We start from the raw sequence: 18,888 nt of genomic DNA, 5'->3' as shown, positions 1-18,888 counted from the left end.
GCGGGATCCCCCGCACCCGGTGGCACCCCATCGGTTCGCAGCGACGCGAAGGAGGTGGCTCAGCGATGAGCCCGACATCGGCCGTGCGACAGCACGACGACACCACACGGGGTGCCCCGCCCCGCAGACCGCTGGGCGCGCGGCTCGGCGCAGGGCTGGGAGCCGGCGCGCTCGTCGCCGGGTGCGCCCTCGCCGCGGTGCCCGCCCAGGCGGCCGCCGCACCGGTCACCGCGGCACCGGTCGGCACCGTGGCGAGCGCGGCCGCAGCCGCCGAGGTCCCCGGCGTCACGGTGACGCCCGACCCGTCGTACGCCGGTGCCCCGTTCGAGGGCTGGGGCACGAGCCTCGTGTGGTTCGCCAACGCGACCGGCGACTACCCGGACGAGATCCGCGAGAAGCTCGCCGACATGGTGTTCGGCGACGAGGGCCTCAACCTCAACATCGCGCGCTACAACGTGGGCGGCGGCAACGCCCCGGACGTGCCCGACTACCTGCGCGCGGGCGGTGCCGTCGACGGCTGGTGGAAGGCTCCCGAGGGCACCACGCGCGAGGACGTCGACTGGTGGGACCCGGAGAACCCGGACCACTGGGACGAGGATGCCGACGCCACGCAGCGCTGGTGGGTCGACCGCATCAAGGACGAGGTCACGCACTGGGAGACGTTCAGCAACTCCCCGCCGTGGTTCATGACCGTCAGCGGCTACGTCTCGGGCGGGTTCGACCCGAACGCCGACCAGCTGAAGACGGAGAGCATCGACGAGTTCGCCGCGTACCTGGTGGGCGTCACGGAGCGCCTCGAGGAGGCGCACGGCATCGAGGTCGACACGATCGACCCGTTCAACGAGCCGGACACGAACTACTGGGGCACCCAGCTCGGCGCCGACGGCAACCCGACCGGGGGCCGCCAGGAGGGCGCGCACATGGGCCCGGAGCTGCAGCAGCAGGTGATCCCGGCGCTCGCGTCGGCGCTCGAGGGCGCGGCGACCGACGCCGTGATCTCGGCGATGGACGAGACGAACCCGGGCACGTTCGCGCGCAACTGGAACTCCTACCCGCAGTCCGTCCGCGACCAGGTCGCCCAGCTCAACGTCCACACCTACGGCACGGGCCAGCGCACGACGGTCCGCGACATCGCCAAGGGCGAGGACAAGCCGCTGTGGATGAGCGAGGTCGGCGGCAACTGGAGCTCGACCGGCCAGGACTTCGAGACCATGGAGTCGGGCCTCGGCAGCGCCCAGCACATCGTCGACGACCTGCGCGAGCTCGAGCCGGGCGCGTGGGTGTTCTGGCAGCCCGTCGAGGACTACGCCAACATGGCGCCCGGCGGCGAGAGCGCGAACGGCATGAACTGGGGCGAGATCCAGATCCCGTTCGACTGCACGGCCGAGGACACGCTCGAGACGTGCCCGATCTACACGAACACCAAGTACTGGGCGACCCAGAACTTCACGCACCACATCGAGCCCGGTGACCGCCTCGTGCGCTCCGACGACGCGAACAGCACCGCCGCGATCTCGGAGGACGACGACTCCGCGGCCGTCGTCCACGTCAACGCCACGACGGCCGAGCGCGCCGTCACGCTCGACCTGTCGAAGTTCGGTGCGGTCGGGTCCGATGCGACCGTCACCCCCGTCGTGACGAGCACGGCCGGCTACCTCGTCGAGGGCGAGCCGGTCCCCGTGACGTCCGGAGAGCACGGCCCCCGCGCCACGCTCACCGTCCCCGCGGAGTCCGTCACGACGTTCGTCGTCGACGGCGTCTCGGGCGTCGCGGACGACGCCGCGCTCGTCCAGGACGGTCACGTGTACCGCCTCGACGGGGTCCAGTCGAACCGTTCGCTCGCCCCGGCGGCGACCGGCGACGGCGTCGTGATCCGCACGGACGCCGCGACCGCCGAGCAGGCGTGGGAGCTCACGGCGCTCGGCGCGCCCGAGGGCTCCGGCACCCACCGCACGCGCTACGCCGTGACGAACGCCGCCACGGGCCGCCAGCTCGCGGTCACGGCGGACACGTCGCCCGTGCTCGTCGACGCTCCTGCCGACGTCGCGGGCACGCCCCTCGCGGCGCAGTGGATCCTGTCGACCACGGGCGACGGCACGTACACGCTCGTCAACGCGTCGTCGAAGACCCTGCTCGAGGTCGGCGGCCAGGCGACGGCCGACGGCTCGCCCGTCGGCACGTACCTCGCCAACTCCGGCGTCAACCAGCGCTGGCGGATCGTCGACGAGACGGTGCTGTCCACCGTCCCCGTCGACGAGTTCACCACGCCGGGGACCGCGCCGGAGCTGCCCGACGTCGTCACGCCCGTCTACCCGGACGGCGCCCGGGGCACGCTCCCGGTGAGCTGGGACCTCCCCGGTGACGACGCATGGGCGACGACCGGGACCGTCGAGGTGACGGGGACCGTCACGCTGCCCACGGGCGGCACGACGGAGGCCACGGCCACCGTCGTCGTCGACACGCTCGACCGCACGCTCCCCGCGCGGGCCAAGGCGTACGCGGGCGGCGTCCCGGAGCTGCCGACGAAGGTCACCGCCGTCGCCGCGGGCGGCGCCGAGGTCGAGCGCCCGGTCACGTGGGACGCCGCGCCCGAGGGCGCGTTCGACGCCGTCGGCGTGGTCGAGCTCACCGGGACCGCCGACGCGGGCACCCTGGACGGCACGCCGACGACGCTGCCCGCCGTCGTGCGGGTCCAGGTCACCGAGGCCGCGGCCGCCAACGGCGCGCTCGCCCCGGGCACGACCGCGTCCGCGACGTTCACCGAGCCGGGCTACTCCGTGGCCGGGGTCGTCGACGGCACGCTCACGGACAAGGCGTGGTCGAACTGGCTGTCGGGCACCAAGCGCACGTCCGACACGCTCACCGTGACCCTGCCCGCCGAGCGCGACGTCACCGGCGTCGTGACCCGGTTCTGGAAGGACGGGTCGAGCGCGAGCTGGGCACGGACGGTCCGGCTGCAGGCCCTCGTCGACGGCACGTGGACCGACGTCGGTGCGCCGGTCACGGTGGACGCGTCTCCCGACGGCCCGGCCCCCGCGGTCGAGGTCCCGGCCGACGTGCGGACCTCCGCGGTGCGCGTGGTGCTCACGGCGCGCGACAACACGCACATGGTCGTCTCGGAGATCGAGGTCCTGGCCAAGGTGCCGGGCACCGGGACCGACGCCACGGCGTCGGGCATCACGGTGGACGGCGACCCGCTCGCCGGCTTCGACCCCGAGGTCACGGCCTACGAGGTCGCCGCCGAGGGCGTGCCGGTGGTCGAGGCCACCGCGCACGACCCGTACGCGACCACCCGCGTCGACGCGGCCGACGCCGTCCCGGGGACGACCACCGTCACCGTGACCGCGGAGGACGGCACCGAGCGCGTCTACACGCTCGCGTGGACCGACGGCGCCGCCGAAGCACCCGTCACCACGACCGTGCAGACGCGGTGCCTGGCGGGGAGCGCGTACCTCGCCGTCCGGGTGACGAACGACGGCGACGCGCCCGTCGACGTCGACGTGTCGACGCCGTACGGCACCCGCTCGTTCGCCGACGTGGCGCCGGGGAGCAACGCGTACCACGCGTTCGCGACCCGCGGTGCGACCGTCGCGGCCGGCACGGTGTCCGTGGCGGTCGACGGCGGTGCCCCGCTCGAGACGGGGTACACGGCGCGCTCCTGCTGACGAGCCGCGTCCCTCGACGGCCACCCGACCGGTTCCGACCGGCGGGTGGCCGTCGTGCGTCCGGGGCGTGTCGCACGACGGACGAGCGAGCGCCGGCGGCGCGGATTGCGTAGCGTAGACCTCCGGTGCCCTGGACCGTCCGGGGCGCTCGGAGGAGGCGCGCCCGTGACCGACAGCGGTGTGACAGTGCAGGACCAGGGGTCCCTGTGGGTGATGTACGGCGAGATCGACGCCGCTGTGCAATCGCGTCACGAGGACGAGCTGGTCCGGCACGCCCAGTCCACCGGGAGCCGCATCCGGATCGACCTCACCGCCGTGACGTTCATGGACTCCGGCGGCCTGCGCCTGCTCTACCACGCCGCGACGGCCGGCGCCGGCAAGCCCGCGCTCCTCGGCACCCCGCAGCGCGTGCGCGACCTCCTCGACCTCAGCGGGGTCGTGACCCTCTTCGAGCTCGAGGAGTCGCGGTGACGATCGACCGGTCGGTCATCCCCGACCGGTTCGTGGAGATCGGCTCGTGGCGGCTGGCGGCGATGGGCGACCTCGCCGAGCTGCGCGCCTCGCTGCACCGCGTCCTCACGGGGGCACCGCTCCCGCCGGACCGGCACCTGGACGCCGTGCCCGAGCGGGTGGTCCTCGTGGCGAGCGAGCTGGCCACGAACGCGCTGCGGCACGGTCGCCCGCCCGCCCAGCTGCGGCTGCTCAGCGACGGCCGCGAGTTCGTCGTCGACGTCGTCGACCACTCCCCCGACCAGCCGCCCGTGCTCGACCTGCACCGGCCTCCGGGAGCCGGCGGCTTCGGCCTGCAGCTCGCGCGCCGCACGGCCCGCGAGGTCGGCTGGTTCGGCACGACGACCGGTGAGAAGCACGTCTGGGCACGGTTCGTCGTGCCGCTGTTCCGCGCCGGCGCGAGCGCGCGCAGCGCCCTCGCCCTCCTCGGCTGAGGCGCGGACCTCAGGCGTCGCGACGCAGGACGAGCAGCGTCGCGTCGTCCGCCGAGCGCGGGTCCCGCGCCTCCGCGACGACGGCGTCGACGTCGAGGACTCCGCCCGTGCACGTCGACGCGAGCCGGGCGAGCCCGTCGCGGACGGACTCCCCGCGGCGCTCCACGAGGCCGTCGCTGTACATCACGAGCGCCCCGCCGGGCGCGATCTCGAGCCGGTGCACCGTCGGCGCCTCGTCCACGAGCCCGAGCGGCGGCGCGGTCGCCGGCTCGGCCCACCGCACGCTCCCCTCCGGCTCGACGACCAGCAGCGGCGGGTGCCCGACGGACACGTGCTCCACGACGCCCGTCGACGGGTCGACCACCGCGACGGTGAGCGTCGCGACCTCGCCCGGCAGGGTCCACCGCGCGAACTCGGCGAGGCGCGACACCGCCTGCGACGCGCAGGACGTGCTGACGAGCGCGGCGCGCAGGGTCGTGCTCAGCTGGCCCATCGTCGCGGCGGCCTGGAGGCCGTGGCCGGTGACGTCCCCGACGACGAGCGCGACCTGCCCGGACGGCAGGGTGAGCGCGTCGTACCAGTCGCCGCCGACGAAGCCGTCGCCGGCCGCCTCGTAGCGCGACTGGATGGTCCAGCCCGGCACCTGCGGCAGGATCGCGGGCAGCAGGCTGCGCTGGAGCGACTCCGTCGCCCGCAGGTCCTTGCGCCCGCGCACGTACAGCGCCTCGACGAGGTGACCGCGCAGCGCCGCCGCGAAGTCGGTCTGGTCCGGCGTCCACGGGCGGCTGTGCCCGCGCACCACCTCGCGCCAGCGGTCGAACGACTTGCGCGGGCTCAGCCGCACGGTGTCGCCCTCGCGCGACGCGATGGCCTTGTTGTACGGGTCTCCGCCCCAGTCGACGTGGCGGAGCACCTCGTCGCGCACCCACACGACGACCTGACCGTCGGGCAGCACGATGCCGAGCAGGCCCGCGACGTCGGGAGCCATGGGGGCGACGTCCGGCGCGTCGCGCACCAGGCAGTCGGTGGCGACGAGCTCCTCGCCCTGGGCGAGCACCCACGCGACGAGCGCACGACAGCCGTCGTCGTCGGGCACGCTGCCCACGGACGTCAGGCGCCCCTCGGCGACGACCGCCGCGCCGTCGGCGCGCACGAGCTTGCGCAGCCACCCGGAGCGCGTGATCGCGATGCCGAGCGGCGCGGCCTCGTCGCGGCTGTCCGCCGCGAGGTGGGCGAGCACGCTCTCCGCCCGGCGCACCTCGGCGTCGCGCTCCTCCTCCGCCTGCCCGACGAGGCGGACGGACAGCGCGGATCCGAGGAACTCGGCCGCGGTCCGCACCTCGTACGGCGGCTCGTGCGGGCCTGCGTAGTGGTGGCACGCGATAAGACCCCAGAGCCGCCCGTCGCGCAGCAGGGAGATGGACATCGACGCGCGCACGCCCATGTTTCCCAGGTACTCGAGGTGGATCGGCGAGACGCTGCGCAGCGTGGAGTACGTGAGGTCGAGCGGCGCGCCGGTGGTCGGCAGCGCCGTGGGCACGACCGGCGCCGGCGTGTAGTCGACGTCTGCGATGAGCCGGATCCAGTTCTTCTCGTACAGCGCACGCGCCTGCGGCGGGATGTCCGACGCCGGGTAGTGCAGCCCCTGGAACGAGTTGAGGTCCTCCCGGCGGGCCTCGGCGACGACCTCACCGTTGTACTCGGCGTCGAAGCGGTAGATCATCACGCGGTCGAAGCCGGTGAGCGCGCGCACGTGACGGGCCGCGTCGTCGTACAGCTCGTGCAGGGTGGCGGCGCGCTCGAGGTCGCGCAGCGCGCGGCGGACGCGCAGGTACGTGTTGCGGAACGTCAGCGGGCGCTCGCCCGCGGCGGCCTCGAGCTCGACGACGAGCACCGGCTCGGCACCCGGGCCGGTGGCCGGCAGCGGCGGACGGTGGAGCACCGCGTCGACCTCGCGCGCGACGACGTCGCCCGCGCCCTCGAGCCGCACCGTGAGCGGGTTGCGGACCGCGAGGTCCTCGCCCCCGCGCGCGTGCTCGAGGACGGTCGTCGCCGCCGCACGCCCGACCGCCGCCTCCAGGGGGCGCCCGAGCAGGGCCTCCGGCTCGGACCCGAGGAACGCCGCGGAGTTGGACGACACCTGCAGGACCGTGCCGTCGCTCTCGCGGACGACCAGCAGCGCCCCGCGCGGCTGGATCATCCCGGGCACGTGGATGGGCTCGCGGGCGCAGTTGTCCAGGTCGACGGGCTCGCCGGGGGCGAGGAGGCCGTCGTTGCCGACCGTCCTGGTCACGCGCATCCTCCGGTCCTCGCGGCGCAGGAGACGCCGGCGACGTGTCGACGGACCACCTGGGCACGAGGATCCTGTACGAGGGCCTACGGTAACCCGCCAGGTCGTGCGTGCGCACCTCCCGCGCGGCGCGCCGCACCGCGGTGCGCCCGGGACGTGCCGCGCGCGGGGAACCGAGGGGTACCGTCGTTCGTCGGACCAACGGGGCCGCGCGGCACGGACCGCGCCGCCCCGAGCCGACCGAGCAGAAGGTGACCATGAGCCCGACCGCCCCGCCCCCGATCCTGCGCGCCGCCGGCCTCGCCGCCGGCTACGGCGGGCCCGACGTCCTCCGCGGCATCGACCTCGACGTCGTGCCCGGCGCGGAGCCCGTGGGGATCGTCGGCGAGTCCGGCGCCGGCAAGTCGACCGTCCTGCGGTCGCTCGTCGGGCTCGTCCGGCCGACGAGCGGGCACGCCACCTACGAGGGCCGCACGGTGTCGAAGCTGTCGCGCCGGGACAAGAAGGTCTTCAAGGCCGACGTGCGCCGCGTCTCACAGGACGGCCTCGCGGGGGTCGGGATCGACCCGCGCTGGAGCGTCGACCGCACGCTGTCGGCCGCGCTCACGGAGGCCCGCAAGGCCGGGCGGGCGAACGGGCGGCCGGTCGCGGACCTGCTCGTCGACGTCGCGCTCGAGCCGCGGCACGCCCCGCGCACGATCCATTCGCTGTCGGGCGGCGAGAAGCAGCGGCTCGCGCTCGCCGTCGCCCTCGCCACGCGGCCCCGCGTGCTGCTCCTCGACGAGCCCCTGACGGCGGTCGACCCCGCGATGCGCGGCGACGTCGTGCGGCGCCTGCGCGAGACGACGAGCGAGCTCGGCACCGCCGTCGTGCTCGTCTCGCACGACCTCGAGCTGGTCGAGCGCATGTGCCCGACCGTGCACGTGCTCGCCGACGGCACGTTCGTCACGTCGGGCCCGCTGCGCGACGTCTTCGCGGGCGACGCCGCCGGCGCCGACCACCCCGCCGTCCGCGCGCTCGCGGAGGCCGCTCCGCTCGCGGTGCAGCGATTCCGCTGACCCGCGCCGGGTCCCCGCGGAAACTCGTCCGGCACCTGTGTCGAAAGCGTGGGTGCCCCATTCGACGTCCTGGTGAACCCGCCCCCTCGGCACTACGGTCGAGGGGCACTCACCGAGGAGGAACGTCATGCGAGTCATGGTCCTGATCACCGGCGCCGGAGCGGACGAGGACAAGATCACCCCGACGCAGGAGATGCTCGCCCAGATGGGGGCGTACAACGAGGAGCTCGTCAAGGCGGGCGTCATGCTCGACGGGCAGGGACTCCAGCCGAGCGCGAAGGGCGCGCGGGTCGTCTTCGACGCGAGCGGCACGTCGGTGCTCGACGGCCCGTTCACCGAGTCGAAGGAGCTGCTCGCCGGCTACTGGATCTGGCAGGTGTCCTCGCTCGAGGAGGCCGTGGAGTGGGCGCGAAAGTGCCCGACCGACCCGGAGCTCGGCGCCACGCAGGTCCTGGAGATCCGGCCGATCTTCGAGGTCGAGGACTTCGGCGCGGAGTACACGCCCGAGCTGCGCGAGAAGGACGAGCGCCTGGCCGAGCAGATCAAGGCGCAGCACGGCTGACCGGCAGGGCACCAGGACGCCGCGGTCGGCGGGCAGGTCATGGACGCACGACGCACCGTCGAGGCCGTCTGGCGCATCGAGTCGCCGCGGCTCGTGGCCGGGCTCGCCCGGACCCTGCGCGACGTCGGTCTCGCGGAGGACGTCGCCCAGGAGGCGTTCGTCGCCGCGCTCGAGCAGTGGCCCGCCCACGGCGTGCCCGACAACCCCGGAGGGTGGCTCACGACGGTCGCGCGCCGCCGCGCCGTCGACCTGGTCCGCCGCGAGCGCACGCGCGACGAGAAGTATGCGCGGCTCGCGGCGGACCTCGTCGCGCCGGCCGCGAGCACGCACGGCGGTGCGGCGCGCGCGGCCGACGGCGGTGCGGCGCTCGTGGGCAGCGTCCCGGCCCCGGACGCGGTGGTCGACCGGCCCGTGGACGACGACCTGCTCGCCCTCGTCCTCGTCGCGTGCCACCCGGTGCTCCCGCGGGAGTCGCGCGTCGCGCTCACGCTGCGCCTCGTGGGCGGGCTGACGACGGACGAGATCGCCCGGGCGTTCCTCGTGCCCTCGGCGACGGTCGGGCAGCGGATCTCGCGCGCCAAGCGCACGCTCGCGGAGGCGCGCGTGGCGTTCGAGGTGCCGCAGGCCGACGAGCTCCGCGAGCGGGTGCCCGCGGTCCTCGAGGTGCTGTACGTCGTCTTCACCGAGGGGTACTCCGCGACGTCGGGCGACGCCTGGGTGCGCCGGGACCTCGCTCAGGACGCGATGCGCCTCGGCCGCGTGCTCGCCGGGCTCCTGCCCGGCGAGCCGGAGGTGCACGGCCTGCTCGCCCTCATGGAGCTCCAGGCGTCGCGCTTCGCCGCGCGCACGGGGCCCGACGGCGAGCCCGTCCTCCTGGAGGACCAGGACCGCTCGCGGTGGGACCGCCTGCTGGTCGCGCGCGGCCTCGGCGCCCTCGACCGGGCGTTCGCGCTCGGTACGCGCGGGGGCCGCGTGCTCGGCCCGTACACGCTCCAGGCCGCGATCGCGGCCTGTCACGCCCGCGCCGCGACCTTCGCCGACACCGACTGGGACGCGATCGTGGCGCTCTACGACGCGCTCGCGGCCGTGGCTCCGTCTCCGGTCGTCGAGCTCAACCGGGCGGTCGCCGTGCTCATGGCGGACGGCCCGGAGCGCGCCCTGGACGTGCTCGACGGCGTCGCGGACGACCCGCGCCTCGCGCGGCACCACCTCTACGGCGCCGCGCGGGGCGACGTGCTCTCCCGGCTCGGGCGGCACGCGGAAGCCGCCGAGGTCCTCGAGCACGCGGCCGGCCTCGCTCCGACGCCGCACGAGCGGCGCCTCCTGCTCGGCCGTGCCGCCGCGGCGGCGGAGCGCGCCGAGACGGGAGCTACCGGGGAGCCAGAGCGGTCTCGATCGCGTCGAGCTCGTCCGGCGTGAGGGCCGGTGCGGACAGCGCGGCGACGCTGTTCTCGAGCTGACGCACGCTGCTCGCCCCGACGAGCGCGGACGTGACGCGCTCGTCGCGCAGCACCCACGCGAGGGCGAGCTGCGCGAGCGTCTGCCCGCGACCCTGCGCGATCTCGTTCAGCGTCCGCGCGGTCGCGAGGTAGCTCTCGTCGATGTTGTCCTCCGACAGGAACGGCGAGTCGGGGCGCGCGGCGCGCGACCCCTCGGGCGCCGCGCCCGACAGGTACCTGTCGGTGAGCAGGCCCTGCTGGAGCGGCGAGAAGACGATCGTGCCGACGCCGAGGTCGCCCACGACGTCGAGCAGGGACTCGGACTGCACGCCGTCGTAGCGGTCGTCGTGCGCCCGGTCCTCGACGTGCCGGTTGAGCATCGAGTAGCTCGGCTGGTGGATGAGCAGCGGGGTGCCGAGCTCGGCGAGGATGCGGTGGGCCTCGCGCGTGCGCTCGGGCGAGTAGTTGGAGACGCCGACGTAGAGCGCCTTGCCGGCCTGGACGACGTCGTGCAGCGCCTGCATGGACTCCTCGAGCGGCGTGCTCGGGTCCGGGCGGTGGTGGTAGAAGACGTCGACGTAGTCGAGGCCCATGCGGCGCAGCGACTGGTCGAGCGACGACACGAGGTACTTGCGCGAGCCGCCGTCGCCGTACGGACCGGGCCACATGTCGTAGCCCGCCTTCGACGAGATGACGAGCTCGTCGCGGTACGCGCCGAGGTCGCCGGCGAGGTGCCGCCCGAAGTTCTCCTCCGCCGAGCCGTACGGCGGGCCGTAGTTGTTCGCGAGGTCGAAGTGCGTGACCCCGAGGTCGAACGCGCGGCGCAGCACGGCCCGCTGCGTCTCGAAGGGCGTCGTGTCCCCGAAGTTGTGCCACAGCCCGAGCGAGATCGCCGGCAGGTCCAGCCCGCTGCGTCCCGTCCGGCGGTAGGTCATCGAGTCGTAGCGGTCGTCGGCGGCGACGTAGCGCGGGGTGAGAGGCATGGGCCCATTCTGCCCGTACGGCCTCGCACTCCGCGTTGCGCCGCCACATCGGGGACTGTCAATATAGACATGTGTCTATACAACCCGGAGAGGCGCACGCGATCGGTGCCGAGGCCGCCGGCGCGGTCGCGGTCACGCTCAAGGCCCTCGCCGAGCCGTTGCGCCTGCGGATGTTGTCGTTCGTCGCGACCTCGCCCGCCGGGGAGGCGTGCGTGTGCGACCTCGCCGCGCTCACGGACGTGTCGCAGCCCACGGTCTCCCACCACCTCAAGGTGCTGCGCGACGTCGGCGTGCTCACCTCCGAGCGGCGCGGCACCTGGGTCTGGTACCGCATCTCTCCCGGGTACAAGGCGGCGGTCTCGACGCTGCTCGAGTCGTTCGCCCCGGCCGCGCTCGAGGCCCTGGTCGCCCCGCACGAGCTGACGGGCCTGGAGGACGTCGACGCCGCGCTCGACCGCCTCACCGCCGACCTCGCGGCCCGCCACCGTGCGCTCGGCGCCGACGTGGTGCTGCGCACCGTGCGCGAGTCGTACACCGCCCTCGCCCGCTCGGCCACCGTCTCCGCGCACCTTCTCACGCTCACGGACCGTTTCGCCCGCCAGCGCCTCACGGACCTGGCCCGGGAGCCGGGCGCGCGACCGCAGGTGCTCTTCGTCTGCGTCGCCAACGCGGGTCGTTCCCAGCTCGCCGCCGCCCTGGTGCGCCGCTACGCCGGGGACCGCGTCGTCGTCCGCTCCGCGGGCTCCACCCCGGCGGCCGACGTACACCCCGCCGTGCGCCCCGAGCTCGTCGCGCTCGGCACCGCCGCGGACGAGGCCTACCCCAAGCCCCTCACCGACGACGCGGTCCGCGCCGCCGACGTCGTCGTCACGATGGGCTGCGGCGACGTGTGCCCGGTCCTGCCCGGCACGCGGTACGAGGACTGGCTCGTGGGCGACCCCGCCCTGGCGTCCGCGGCCGGCGTCGCCGCGATCCGCGCCGAGCTCGACACCCGCGTGCGCGCCCTGCTCACCGACCTCCTGCCCGACCTCGACCTGCCCTCCGCCCGATCCGCCTGATCCGTCTGATCCCGGGAGACCACCATGACCGAGACCACCACGACGAAGCCGTCCGCCCTGTTCGTGTGCGTGCACAACGCCGGCCGCTCCCAGATGGCCGCCGGGTACCTGCGCGCCCTGTCCGGCGAGGCCGTCGAGGTCCGCTCCGCCGGTTCCGCCCCGGCCGACCAGATCAACCCCGTCGCCGTCGAGGCCATGCTCGAGGACGGCATCGACATCCGCGCCGAGCAGCCCAAGGTCCTGACCCGGGACGCCGTCCAGGCGTCCGACGTCGTGATCACCATGGGTTGCGGCGACGCGTGCCCCATCTTCCCCGGCAAGCGCTACGAGGACTGGGCTCTGCAGGACCCCGCCGGACAGGGCATCGAGGCCGTGCGTCCGATCCGCGACGACATCCGCGCCCGCGTGCTCACCCTGCTCGACGAGCTCGGCGTCACACCCGTGCGGACGGCGACCGCGTGAGAGGCCCCGCGCCGAGGGTGACGAGCTCCGACGCGGCCGGGGCGGTGCCGCAGCACGCCGCGCCGCTCGCGCCGTCGGCCTCGAGGGCGAGGTCCGTCGAGCAGACGCCGCTCGCGGGCAGGTCCAGCTCGACCGCGTCCGCCGCCGCCCGGTCCCCGGCCAGCGCCGCGGCGATCGAGCGCACCTGCTCGTACCCGGTGGCGAGCAGGAAGGTCGGCGCACGCCCGTAGGACTTCGTGCCGGCGAGGTAGAAGCCGTCGTCCGGGTGGGCGAGCACCTGCTCGCCGTGCGGGGGCACGGTGCCGCACGAGTGCTCGTTCGGGTCGATGAGCGGGGCGAGCGCGGCCGGTGCCTCGACGACCGGGTCGAGGTCGAGGCGCACCTCGCGCAGCATGTCGAGGTCGGGCCGGAAGCCGGTCGCGTTGACGATCGCGTGCACGTCGAGCCGCAGGGGCTCCTCGCGAACCGTGCCGAGCACCCGCACCGTCTCCTCGCCGGGCACGAGCAGCTCGATCGAGACCCGCGTGAGCAGCGTCAGACGCCCGGCGTCCACCGCCGCCCTCAGGCGCGTGCCGAGCAGCCCACGCGCGGGCAGCTCGTCGTCCGCGCCGCCACCGAACAGGCGCCGGGCCGACCCGCCGCGGATCGCCCACGTGACCGTCGTGCCCGGCTCGGCCTCGGCGAGCTCCAGCAGGCTCAGCAGCGCGTTCGCGGCCGAGTGCCCCGTCCCCACCACCAGCGTGCGACGCCCGGCGAACCGGTCGCGCTGCGCCCCGAGGACGTCGGGCAGCGGCCCCGTCACGAACCGTGCGGCGTCCGCCTCGCCGAGCGCCGGCAGCCCGTCGGCACCCAGAGGGTTCGACGTCGAGAAGGTGCCCGACGCGTCGATCACCGCCCGGGCGAGGACGTCACGGACCGTACCGTCCGGGCCGACCGTGCGGACCCGGTACCCGCGGCGCGCGCGCCCGAGCGACCGCGTCCTGTCCGCCCCGTCGCGCGCGACCGCCAGCACCCGCGTCCCGGTGCGCAGCCGCGGGGAGATCTCCGGAGTCGCGGCCAGCGGGGCCAGGTACCGCTCGACGAGCTCGGCACCGGTGGGCAGCGCGTCCGGGTCGGGCTCCGCCCAGCCGGCACGCGACAGCAGGCGCCGCGCGGCACCGTCGACGTCGTACCGCCACGGCGAGAACAGCCGCACGTGACCCCACGACGCCACGGCCGCGCCCGGGCGGTCGCCCGCCTCGAGCACCACCGGCTCGAGCCCGCGCTCGAGCAGGTGTGCCGCCGCCGCCAGACCCACCGGCCCCGCACCGATCACCACGACCGGCAGCCCGTCCCGGACGACCTCGCTCATCACCACTCCTCATGCATCGAAGGTTGTCGATGCGAGCATCGTGGCGGCCGCATCGGCGGATGTCAATGCGAGCGGCGCACATGCGCCGCCCGGCCATGCCCACTTGACCACGTGGCGAGCAAAGTGCATAGTTCATGATCAATAGTCTGAAGGGACGCGACGTGGATCCTCTGCTCGGTCTTCCTCTGCCGATATCCGTCGCCCTGCTGCTCGGGGCGGCGTCAACGATGGCCGCCGCGCTCCTGTGGTGGGACGGGCGACGAACGGTCGCTCCGACGACCGCAGCCCGTCGCGCAGTGCGTCACGCATCGCTGACGAGCGGCGTCGCCGCGTTCCCTCTGATCGCCGGCTTCGGCCTCCCGCCTCTGTACTTCGTCCTCGGACTTTCTTGGCTGGACGGACATGTCGCCGCCTCGCTGCCCGTCGCCTCGCTGCTCGGCGCGCTGGGGATCTACGCGACCGGGGAGGCCACCTGGCCGAGGCCGCTGGGCACGCAGAGAGAGGCACGGTTGACCCTGCGCTCGGTCGCTGACATCGCCTCGCGCGGGCTTCGGCGCCTCGTCTGGGTGTCGAGCGCGGCAATCGGAGCGACATCGGTCCTCTTCGGCGTCGTCGCCTCGGGACCGCGGTCCGTCTCTCGGGTCTTCGATCTGTACCAGGCTCACACGGTCGGGCCGTTCCCTGGCTGGCTGTGGACTGCGCCGATCCTCGTCGGCACAGCGCTCGTCGTCGTGCTGCTCGAGCTCGTCCTGCGGTTCATCGCAGCGCGCCCGGCCGTCGAGGACGTCAGCGAGGAGTGGGACATGTGGCTGCGTCGTCGGGTCGCACGGCGAGTCCAGCGCACCGTACAGCTGGTTCTGGGGCTGACCCTCTCGGGCGTGCTCGGTCTGGCAGGGCTGGCGTTCCGCTGGCTCGGCCTCGGCACAGGATCTGGCGCCTACACCAACGCACCCACGAGTCACGAACACGCGACCGCAGGGAGCGCGCTCCTCGCCATCGCTCTCGCTGTCGCCGTCGCTGCCGCGGTCGCCGCCGTGTGGCCGGCTCACGACCGGGCGCCCGACCCGCTGACCGCGGACGAACCGGTCGGGACACGCGCATGACCCTGTCCGTCCGGATCGACCTCGCGTCGACCACGCCGCAGTACGAGCAGCTGCGCGCACAGATCGCCGCCCGCATCACCGCGGGAGAGCTCGCGGACGGCCAGCGCCTGCCGACCGTGCGCGCGCTGGCCAACGACCTGGGCATCGCGCCGGGCACGGTCGCACGGACCTACCGCGACCTCGAGGCGTCGGGGCTTGTCACCACTCGGCGGCGCGTCGGGACGCTCGTCACCGCGCCGCCGGCCACCCTGGACCGCGCGGCCGTCACCGACGCCGCACACCGGTTCGTCCGGACGGCTCGTGACCACGCGCTGACCGACGCCGAGATCCACGACCTCGTCTCGGCCGCGCTCCTCGGCCCACCGATCCGTGACCAGCACGACCGTGCGCGAACGATCGGCACGGGACAGCTGCCGACGTAGCCTGCTCAGCGCGTCGGCGTCTCCACGACCTGCCCCGCCCACGCGAACCCGCCGCCGAACCCGAACAGCAGTGCGGGCACCCCGGCCGGGATCTTGCCGGCGTGCCACCACTTCGACAGCCCGAGCGGGATCGACGCGGCGGACGTGTTGCCGGACTCGACGATGTCCGTGACGACGACGCGGTCCTCCATGCCGAGCGCCTTGGCGAGCGGCTCGATGATCCGCAGGTTCGCCTGGTGCGCGACGAGCACCTGGATGTCGTCGAGCGAGACACCGGAGCGCTCGACGACGGTCCGGGCGCGGCCGGCGGCGCGCGTGATCGCCCACTTGAACACCGAGCGGCCGTCCTGGGCGAACGTGTCGGCCGGTGCCTCGATGAGCACGGCGGGCGTGAGGTCGGGCTCGGAGCCCCACGTCACGGGCCCGACGCCGGGGGTGTCGGACGCCCGGAGGACGGCCGCGCCCGCGCCGTCGGCGGTGAGGATGCACGTGCTGCGGTCGGTCCAGTCGGTGAACGCGGTGAGCTTCTCCGCCCCGACCACGAGCGCGGTGCGGGCCGACCCGGCCCGGATCGCCTGGTCCGCGAGCGCCACGGAGTGCGCGAAGCCGGAGCACGCGACGTTGACGTCGAGCACGGCGGGCCCGACGACGCCGCGCAGGTCGAGCTCGGACGCCTCCTCGGGCGTCGACTCGCCGGGCATGACGCCGGTGCGCAGGTGGTAGGCGACGCGGCCGGCGGTGTTGGGCGAGCGGTCGACGGCGGTCGCGGTGGCGACGATCACGAGGTCGACGTCGGCGGACGCCACCCCGGCGTCCTCGAGCGCGTGCCGCCCGGCGGCGACGGCCATGTCGGCGACGGTCGTGTCGTCGTCCGCGACGTGGCGCGTGACGATGCCGGTGCGCGAGCGGATCCACTCGTCGTTGGTCTCGACGAGCTGGGCGACGTCGTCGTTCGTCATGGTGCGTTCGGGCTGGAAGTGCCCGAGCCCGACGATGCGCGAGCCGGGGGCGCCGGTGGCGGGAGCGATCATGGGTCCGATCATTCACCCGGCCGCGCGGATCGACCAAGCCGGCCCCCGGCGACCGGCCGCGCGCCCCTCGCGCACCGCGCCGGTAAGCGCCTGCCCTACGCTGACCCCGTGCCCTCCCCCACCCTCAGCGACGTCGCCCGCGAGGCGGGCGTCTCGCTCGCGACGGCCTCGCGCGCGCTCAACGGGAGCGCGACGCGCGTCGTCGGCCCCGCGCTGCGCGAGCGCGTCCTGGCGGCCGCGGAGCGTCTCGGGTACACGCCCGACGCCCGGGCGCAGGCGATGGCGCGCGGCAGGTCGAGCGCGCTGGGGCTCGTGGTGCACGACATCGCGGACCCGTACTTCTCGACGCTCGCGGCGGGCGTGAGCGAGGCCGCCGAGGAGGGCGGTCTGGTGGTGACGCTCGCGTCGACGCGGACCGACCCGGTGCGCGAGGCCGAGGTGGTCGAGATCCTCGCCCGCCAGCGACCTCAGGCGCTCGTCCTCGCGGGGAGCCGCCTCGGCGGCAGCGACGACCGGGCCCGGCTCGTCGCCACGCTCGCCCGCTACGTCGCGGGCGGCGGCCGCGTGGCGACCGTGGGCCAGGCGCTCGACGACCTGCCGTGCGTCGAGATCGCGAACCGGGAGGGCGCGGCCGAGCTCGCGGGGGCGCTGCACGGGCTCGGCTACCGCGACGTCGTCGTGCTGAGCGGGCCGCCCGACCACCGGACCGCGGCGGACCGCACGCGGGGCCTGCTCGACGGCCTGGCCGAGCGCGGCCTGCACGTCCGCGCGGACCACGTGGTCCCCGGTGGCGTCACGCGCGACGGCGGCTACGGCGCGGCGACCGCCGCCCTCCCGCTGCTCGCGGGCCGGCCCGGCGTCGTGCTCGTCGCGGTGACGGACGTCATGGCCGTCGGCGCGACCGCGGCCCTCCGCGACGCGGGGCTCGACGTCCCGGCCGACGTCGCGGTCGCGGGGTTCGACGACATCGTCACCCTCCGCGACGTCACGCCCGGGCTGACGACGGTGCGCCTGCCCCTGCACGAGACCGGGGCGGCTGCCGTGCGGCTCGCCCTGGGGGCGGACGGGCCGGCGACCGCGCAGCGGGTCGTCGTGCGGGGCGAGGTCGTGGTGCGGGCCTCGACACCTCTGCGCACCGCGGGTTGACGCTGCCCTTCCCATCTGGCGCACGCGTGCTCTAGAGTGTCGGAAAGCGCATTCCCGGGGCGGGGGATGCACCGCCACACGCCTTCCCGGCCGTGCCGGGCCGACGCAACGGAGCCGAAGCCGAATGACCACCTATCGCACCCTGCGGATCGCCATGAACGGCGTGACCGGCCGCATGGGCTACCGCCAGCACCTCCTCCGCTCGATCCTGCCGATCCGCGCTCAGGGCGGCGTCGAGCTGCCCGACGGCACGCGCCTGCAGGTCGCGCCGGTCCTCGTGGGCCGCAACGAGTCGAAGATCCGCGAGCTCGCCGCGCAGCACGACGTCGAGCACTGGACCACCGACCTCGACGGCGCGATCGCCGACCCGGGCATCGACGTCGTGTTCGACGCCTCGATGACCGCGCTGCGCGCGAAGACGCTGACGAAGGCCATGCAGGCGGGCAAGCACGTCTACACCGAGAAGCCGACCGCCGAGACGCTCGCCGAGGCCGTCGACCTCGCGCGACTGCGCGAGGAGACCGGCGTGACCGCCGGCGTCGTGCACGACAAGCTCTACCTGCCCGGCCTCGTCAAGCTGCGCCGCCTCGTCGACGAGGGCTTCTTCGGCCGCATCCTGTCGCTGCGCGGGGAGTTCGGGTACTGGGTGTTCGAGGGCGACCACCAGGCCGCGCAGCGCCCGTCCTGGAACTACCGCGCCGAGGACGGCGGCGGCATGACGACGGACATGTTCTGCCACTGGAACTACGTCCTCGAGGGGATCCTCGGGACCGTGCGCACCGTTACCGCGCAGACCACCACGCACATCCCCGCGCGCTGGGACGAGCAGGGCCAGGAGTACACGGCGACCGCCGACGACGCCGCCTACGGCATCTTCGGCGTCGAGACCCCGGCGGGCGACCCTGTCGTCGCGCAGATCAACTCGTCCTGGGCCGTGCGCGTGTACCGCGACGAGCTCGTCGAGTTCCAGGTGGACGGCACGCACGGCTCCGCCGTCGCGGGACTGACGAAGTGCGTCGCCCAGCAGCGGGCCCACACCCCCAAGCCGGTGTGGAACCCCGACCTGCCCGTCACCGAGTCGTTCCGCGACCAGTGGCTCGACGTCCCGGCGAACGCCGACCTCGACAACGGCTTCAAGGCCCAGTGGGAGGAGTTCCTGCGCGACGTCGCCGCCGGCCGCCCGCACCGCTACGACCTCCTGTCCGCCGCGCGCGGCGTGCAGCTCGCCGAGCTCGGGCTGCGCTCGTCCGCCGAGGGCCGGCGCCTCGACGTCCCGGAGATCACGCTGTGAGCGCGCCGACGACCTCCACCACGCGCGAGCTCCCCGGCGCGCGCGAGCTGCGCGACCGCGACGGGTCCGGGGCCGTCCTCCAC

General features: G+C 74.7%; 16 protein-coding genes. 12 read left to right on the top strand and 4 right to left on the bottom strand.

The window, feature by feature from the left end; all coding sequences use genetic code 11:
* The first annotated feature begins 65 nt into the window (after positions 1-65).
* From ACFTZA_RS01640 to ACFTZA_RS01630, 3 genes are all read left to right on the top strand, one after another.
* Complete coding sequence (locus ACFTZA_RS01640; protein WP_378190039.1) at positions 66-3,665, top strand: Ig-like domain-containing protein; 3,600 nt, start codon at positions 66-68, stop codon at positions 3,663-3,665.
* A 165-nt stretch (positions 3,666-3,830) separates the two neighbouring features.
* Positions 3,831-4,136, top strand: a complete 306-nt coding sequence (locus ACFTZA_RS01635) for an STAS domain-containing protein (protein WP_378190037.1) — start codon at positions 3,831-3,833, stop codon at positions 4,134-4,136.
* Complete coding sequence (locus ACFTZA_RS01630; RefSeq protein ID WP_378190035.1) at positions 4,133-4,609, top strand: ATP-binding protein; 477 nt, start codon at positions 4,133-4,135, stop codon at positions 4,607-4,609. Before ACFTZA_RS01635 ends, ACFTZA_RS01630 begins: the two co-directional genes overlap by 4 nt.
* A gap of 10 nt (positions 4,610-4,619) precedes the next feature.
* On the opposite strand, the gene ACFTZA_RS01625 is transcribed toward ACFTZA_RS01630, so the two are convergent.
* On the bottom strand, positions 4,620-6,902 hold the full coding sequence (locus ACFTZA_RS01625) for a SpoIIE family protein phosphatase (protein ID WP_378190033.1): 2,283 nt from the start codon (positions 6,900-6,902) through the stop codon (positions 4,620-4,622).
* A 254-nt stretch (positions 6,903-7,156) separates the two neighbouring features.
* Between ACFTZA_RS01625 and ACFTZA_RS01620 the strand changes: the two genes are divergently transcribed.
* From ACFTZA_RS01620 to ACFTZA_RS01610, 3 genes are all read left to right on the top strand, one after another.
* Positions 7,157-7,957 (top strand): ABC transporter ATP-binding protein, encoded by an 801-nt coding sequence (locus tag ACFTZA_RS01620; protein ID WP_378190031.1) that lies wholly within the window; start codon positions 7,157-7,159, stop codon positions 7,955-7,957.
* Between the two features lie 127 nt (positions 7,958-8,084).
* Positions 8,085-8,519 (top strand): YciI family protein, encoded by a 435-nt coding sequence (locus ACFTZA_RS01615; RefSeq protein WP_378190028.1) that lies wholly within the window; start codon positions 8,085-8,087, stop codon positions 8,517-8,519.
* Positions 8,520-8,558: 39 nt separating this feature from the next.
* The gene (locus ACFTZA_RS01610; RefSeq protein WP_378190026.1) at positions 8,559-9,938 is read left to right on the top strand and encodes an RNA polymerase sigma factor; all 1,380 of its coding nucleotides are present in this window, start codon (positions 8,559-8,561) and stop codon (positions 9,936-9,938) included.
* On the opposite strand, the gene ACFTZA_RS01605 is transcribed toward ACFTZA_RS01610, so the two are convergent.
* Positions 9,889-10,941, bottom strand: coding sequence for an aldo/keto reductase (locus ACFTZA_RS01605; RefSeq protein WP_378190024.1), 1,053 nt, complete (start codon positions 10,939-10,941; stop codon positions 9,889-9,891). The genes ACFTZA_RS01610 and ACFTZA_RS01605 overlap by 50 nt on opposite strands.
* Positions 10,942-11,012: 71 nt before the next feature.
* Between ACFTZA_RS01605 and ACFTZA_RS01600 the strand changes: the two genes are divergently transcribed.
* Together ACFTZA_RS01600 and ACFTZA_RS01595 are read left to right on the top strand one after the other, a co-directional pair.
* Positions 11,013-11,999 carry a metalloregulator ArsR/SmtB family transcription factor gene (locus tag ACFTZA_RS01600; protein ID WP_378190022.1) on the top strand — a complete coding sequence of 329 codons (987 nt, stop codon included), beginning with the start codon at positions 11,013-11,015 and terminating at the stop codon, positions 11,997-11,999.
* A gap of 24 nt (positions 12,000-12,023) precedes the next feature.
* Entirely contained in the window at positions 12,024-12,461 is a 438-nt protein-coding gene (locus ACFTZA_RS01595; RefSeq protein ID WP_378190020.1) for an arsenate reductase ArsC, read from the top strand.
* Here the strand turns inward: ACFTZA_RS01595 and ACFTZA_RS01590 are convergent.
* Positions 12,433-13,812, bottom strand: a complete 1,380-nt coding sequence (locus ACFTZA_RS01590; protein WP_378190018.1) for an FAD-dependent oxidoreductase — start codon at positions 13,810-13,812, stop codon at positions 12,433-12,435. The genes ACFTZA_RS01595 and ACFTZA_RS01590 overlap by 29 nt on opposite strands.
* A 296-nt stretch (positions 13,813-14,108) precedes the next feature.
* On the opposite strand from ACFTZA_RS01590, the gene ACFTZA_RS01585 reads away from it, so the two are divergent.
* Positions 14,109-14,915: a hypothetical protein gene (locus tag ACFTZA_RS01585; RefSeq protein WP_378190015.1), complete on the top strand. Its 807-nt coding sequence runs from the start codon at positions 14,109-14,111 to the stop codon at positions 14,913-14,915.
* Positions 14,912-15,337, top strand: coding sequence for a GntR family transcriptional regulator (locus ACFTZA_RS01580; protein WP_378190012.1), 426 nt, complete (start codon positions 14,912-14,914; stop codon positions 15,335-15,337). The genes ACFTZA_RS01585 and ACFTZA_RS01580 overlap by 4 nt, the downstream gene beginning before the upstream one ends.
* Before the next feature lie 5 nt (positions 15,338-15,342).
* Here ACFTZA_RS01580 and ACFTZA_RS01575 read toward each other — a convergent pair whose 3' ends face one another.
* On the bottom strand, positions 15,343-16,368 hold the full coding sequence (locus ACFTZA_RS01575; RefSeq protein ID WP_378190010.1) for a beta-ketoacyl-ACP synthase 3: 1,026 nt from the start codon (positions 16,366-16,368) through the stop codon (positions 15,343-15,345).
* 108 nt (positions 16,369-16,476) lie between these two features.
* Between ACFTZA_RS01575 and ACFTZA_RS01570 the strand changes: the two genes are divergently transcribed.
* Positions 16,477-17,514, top strand: coding sequence for a LacI family DNA-binding transcriptional regulator (locus tag ACFTZA_RS01570; protein WP_378190008.1), 1,038 nt, complete (start codon positions 16,477-16,479; stop codon positions 17,512-17,514).
* Positions 17,515-17,638: 124 nt separating this feature from the next.
* Entirely contained in the window at positions 17,639-18,805 is a 1,167-nt protein-coding gene (locus ACFTZA_RS01565; protein ID WP_378190005.1) for a Gfo/Idh/MocA family protein, read from the top strand.
* Positions 18,806-18,888: the final 83 nt, after the last annotated feature.

Origin of the sequence: Cellulosimicrobium sp. NPDC057127 (assembly GCF_042670945.1) — a bacterium.
Lineage (GTDB): Bacteria > Actinomycetota > Actinomycetes > Actinomycetales > Cellulomonadaceae > Cellulosimicrobium.
This window is presented reverse-complemented; position numbering and strand designations above follow the sequence as displayed.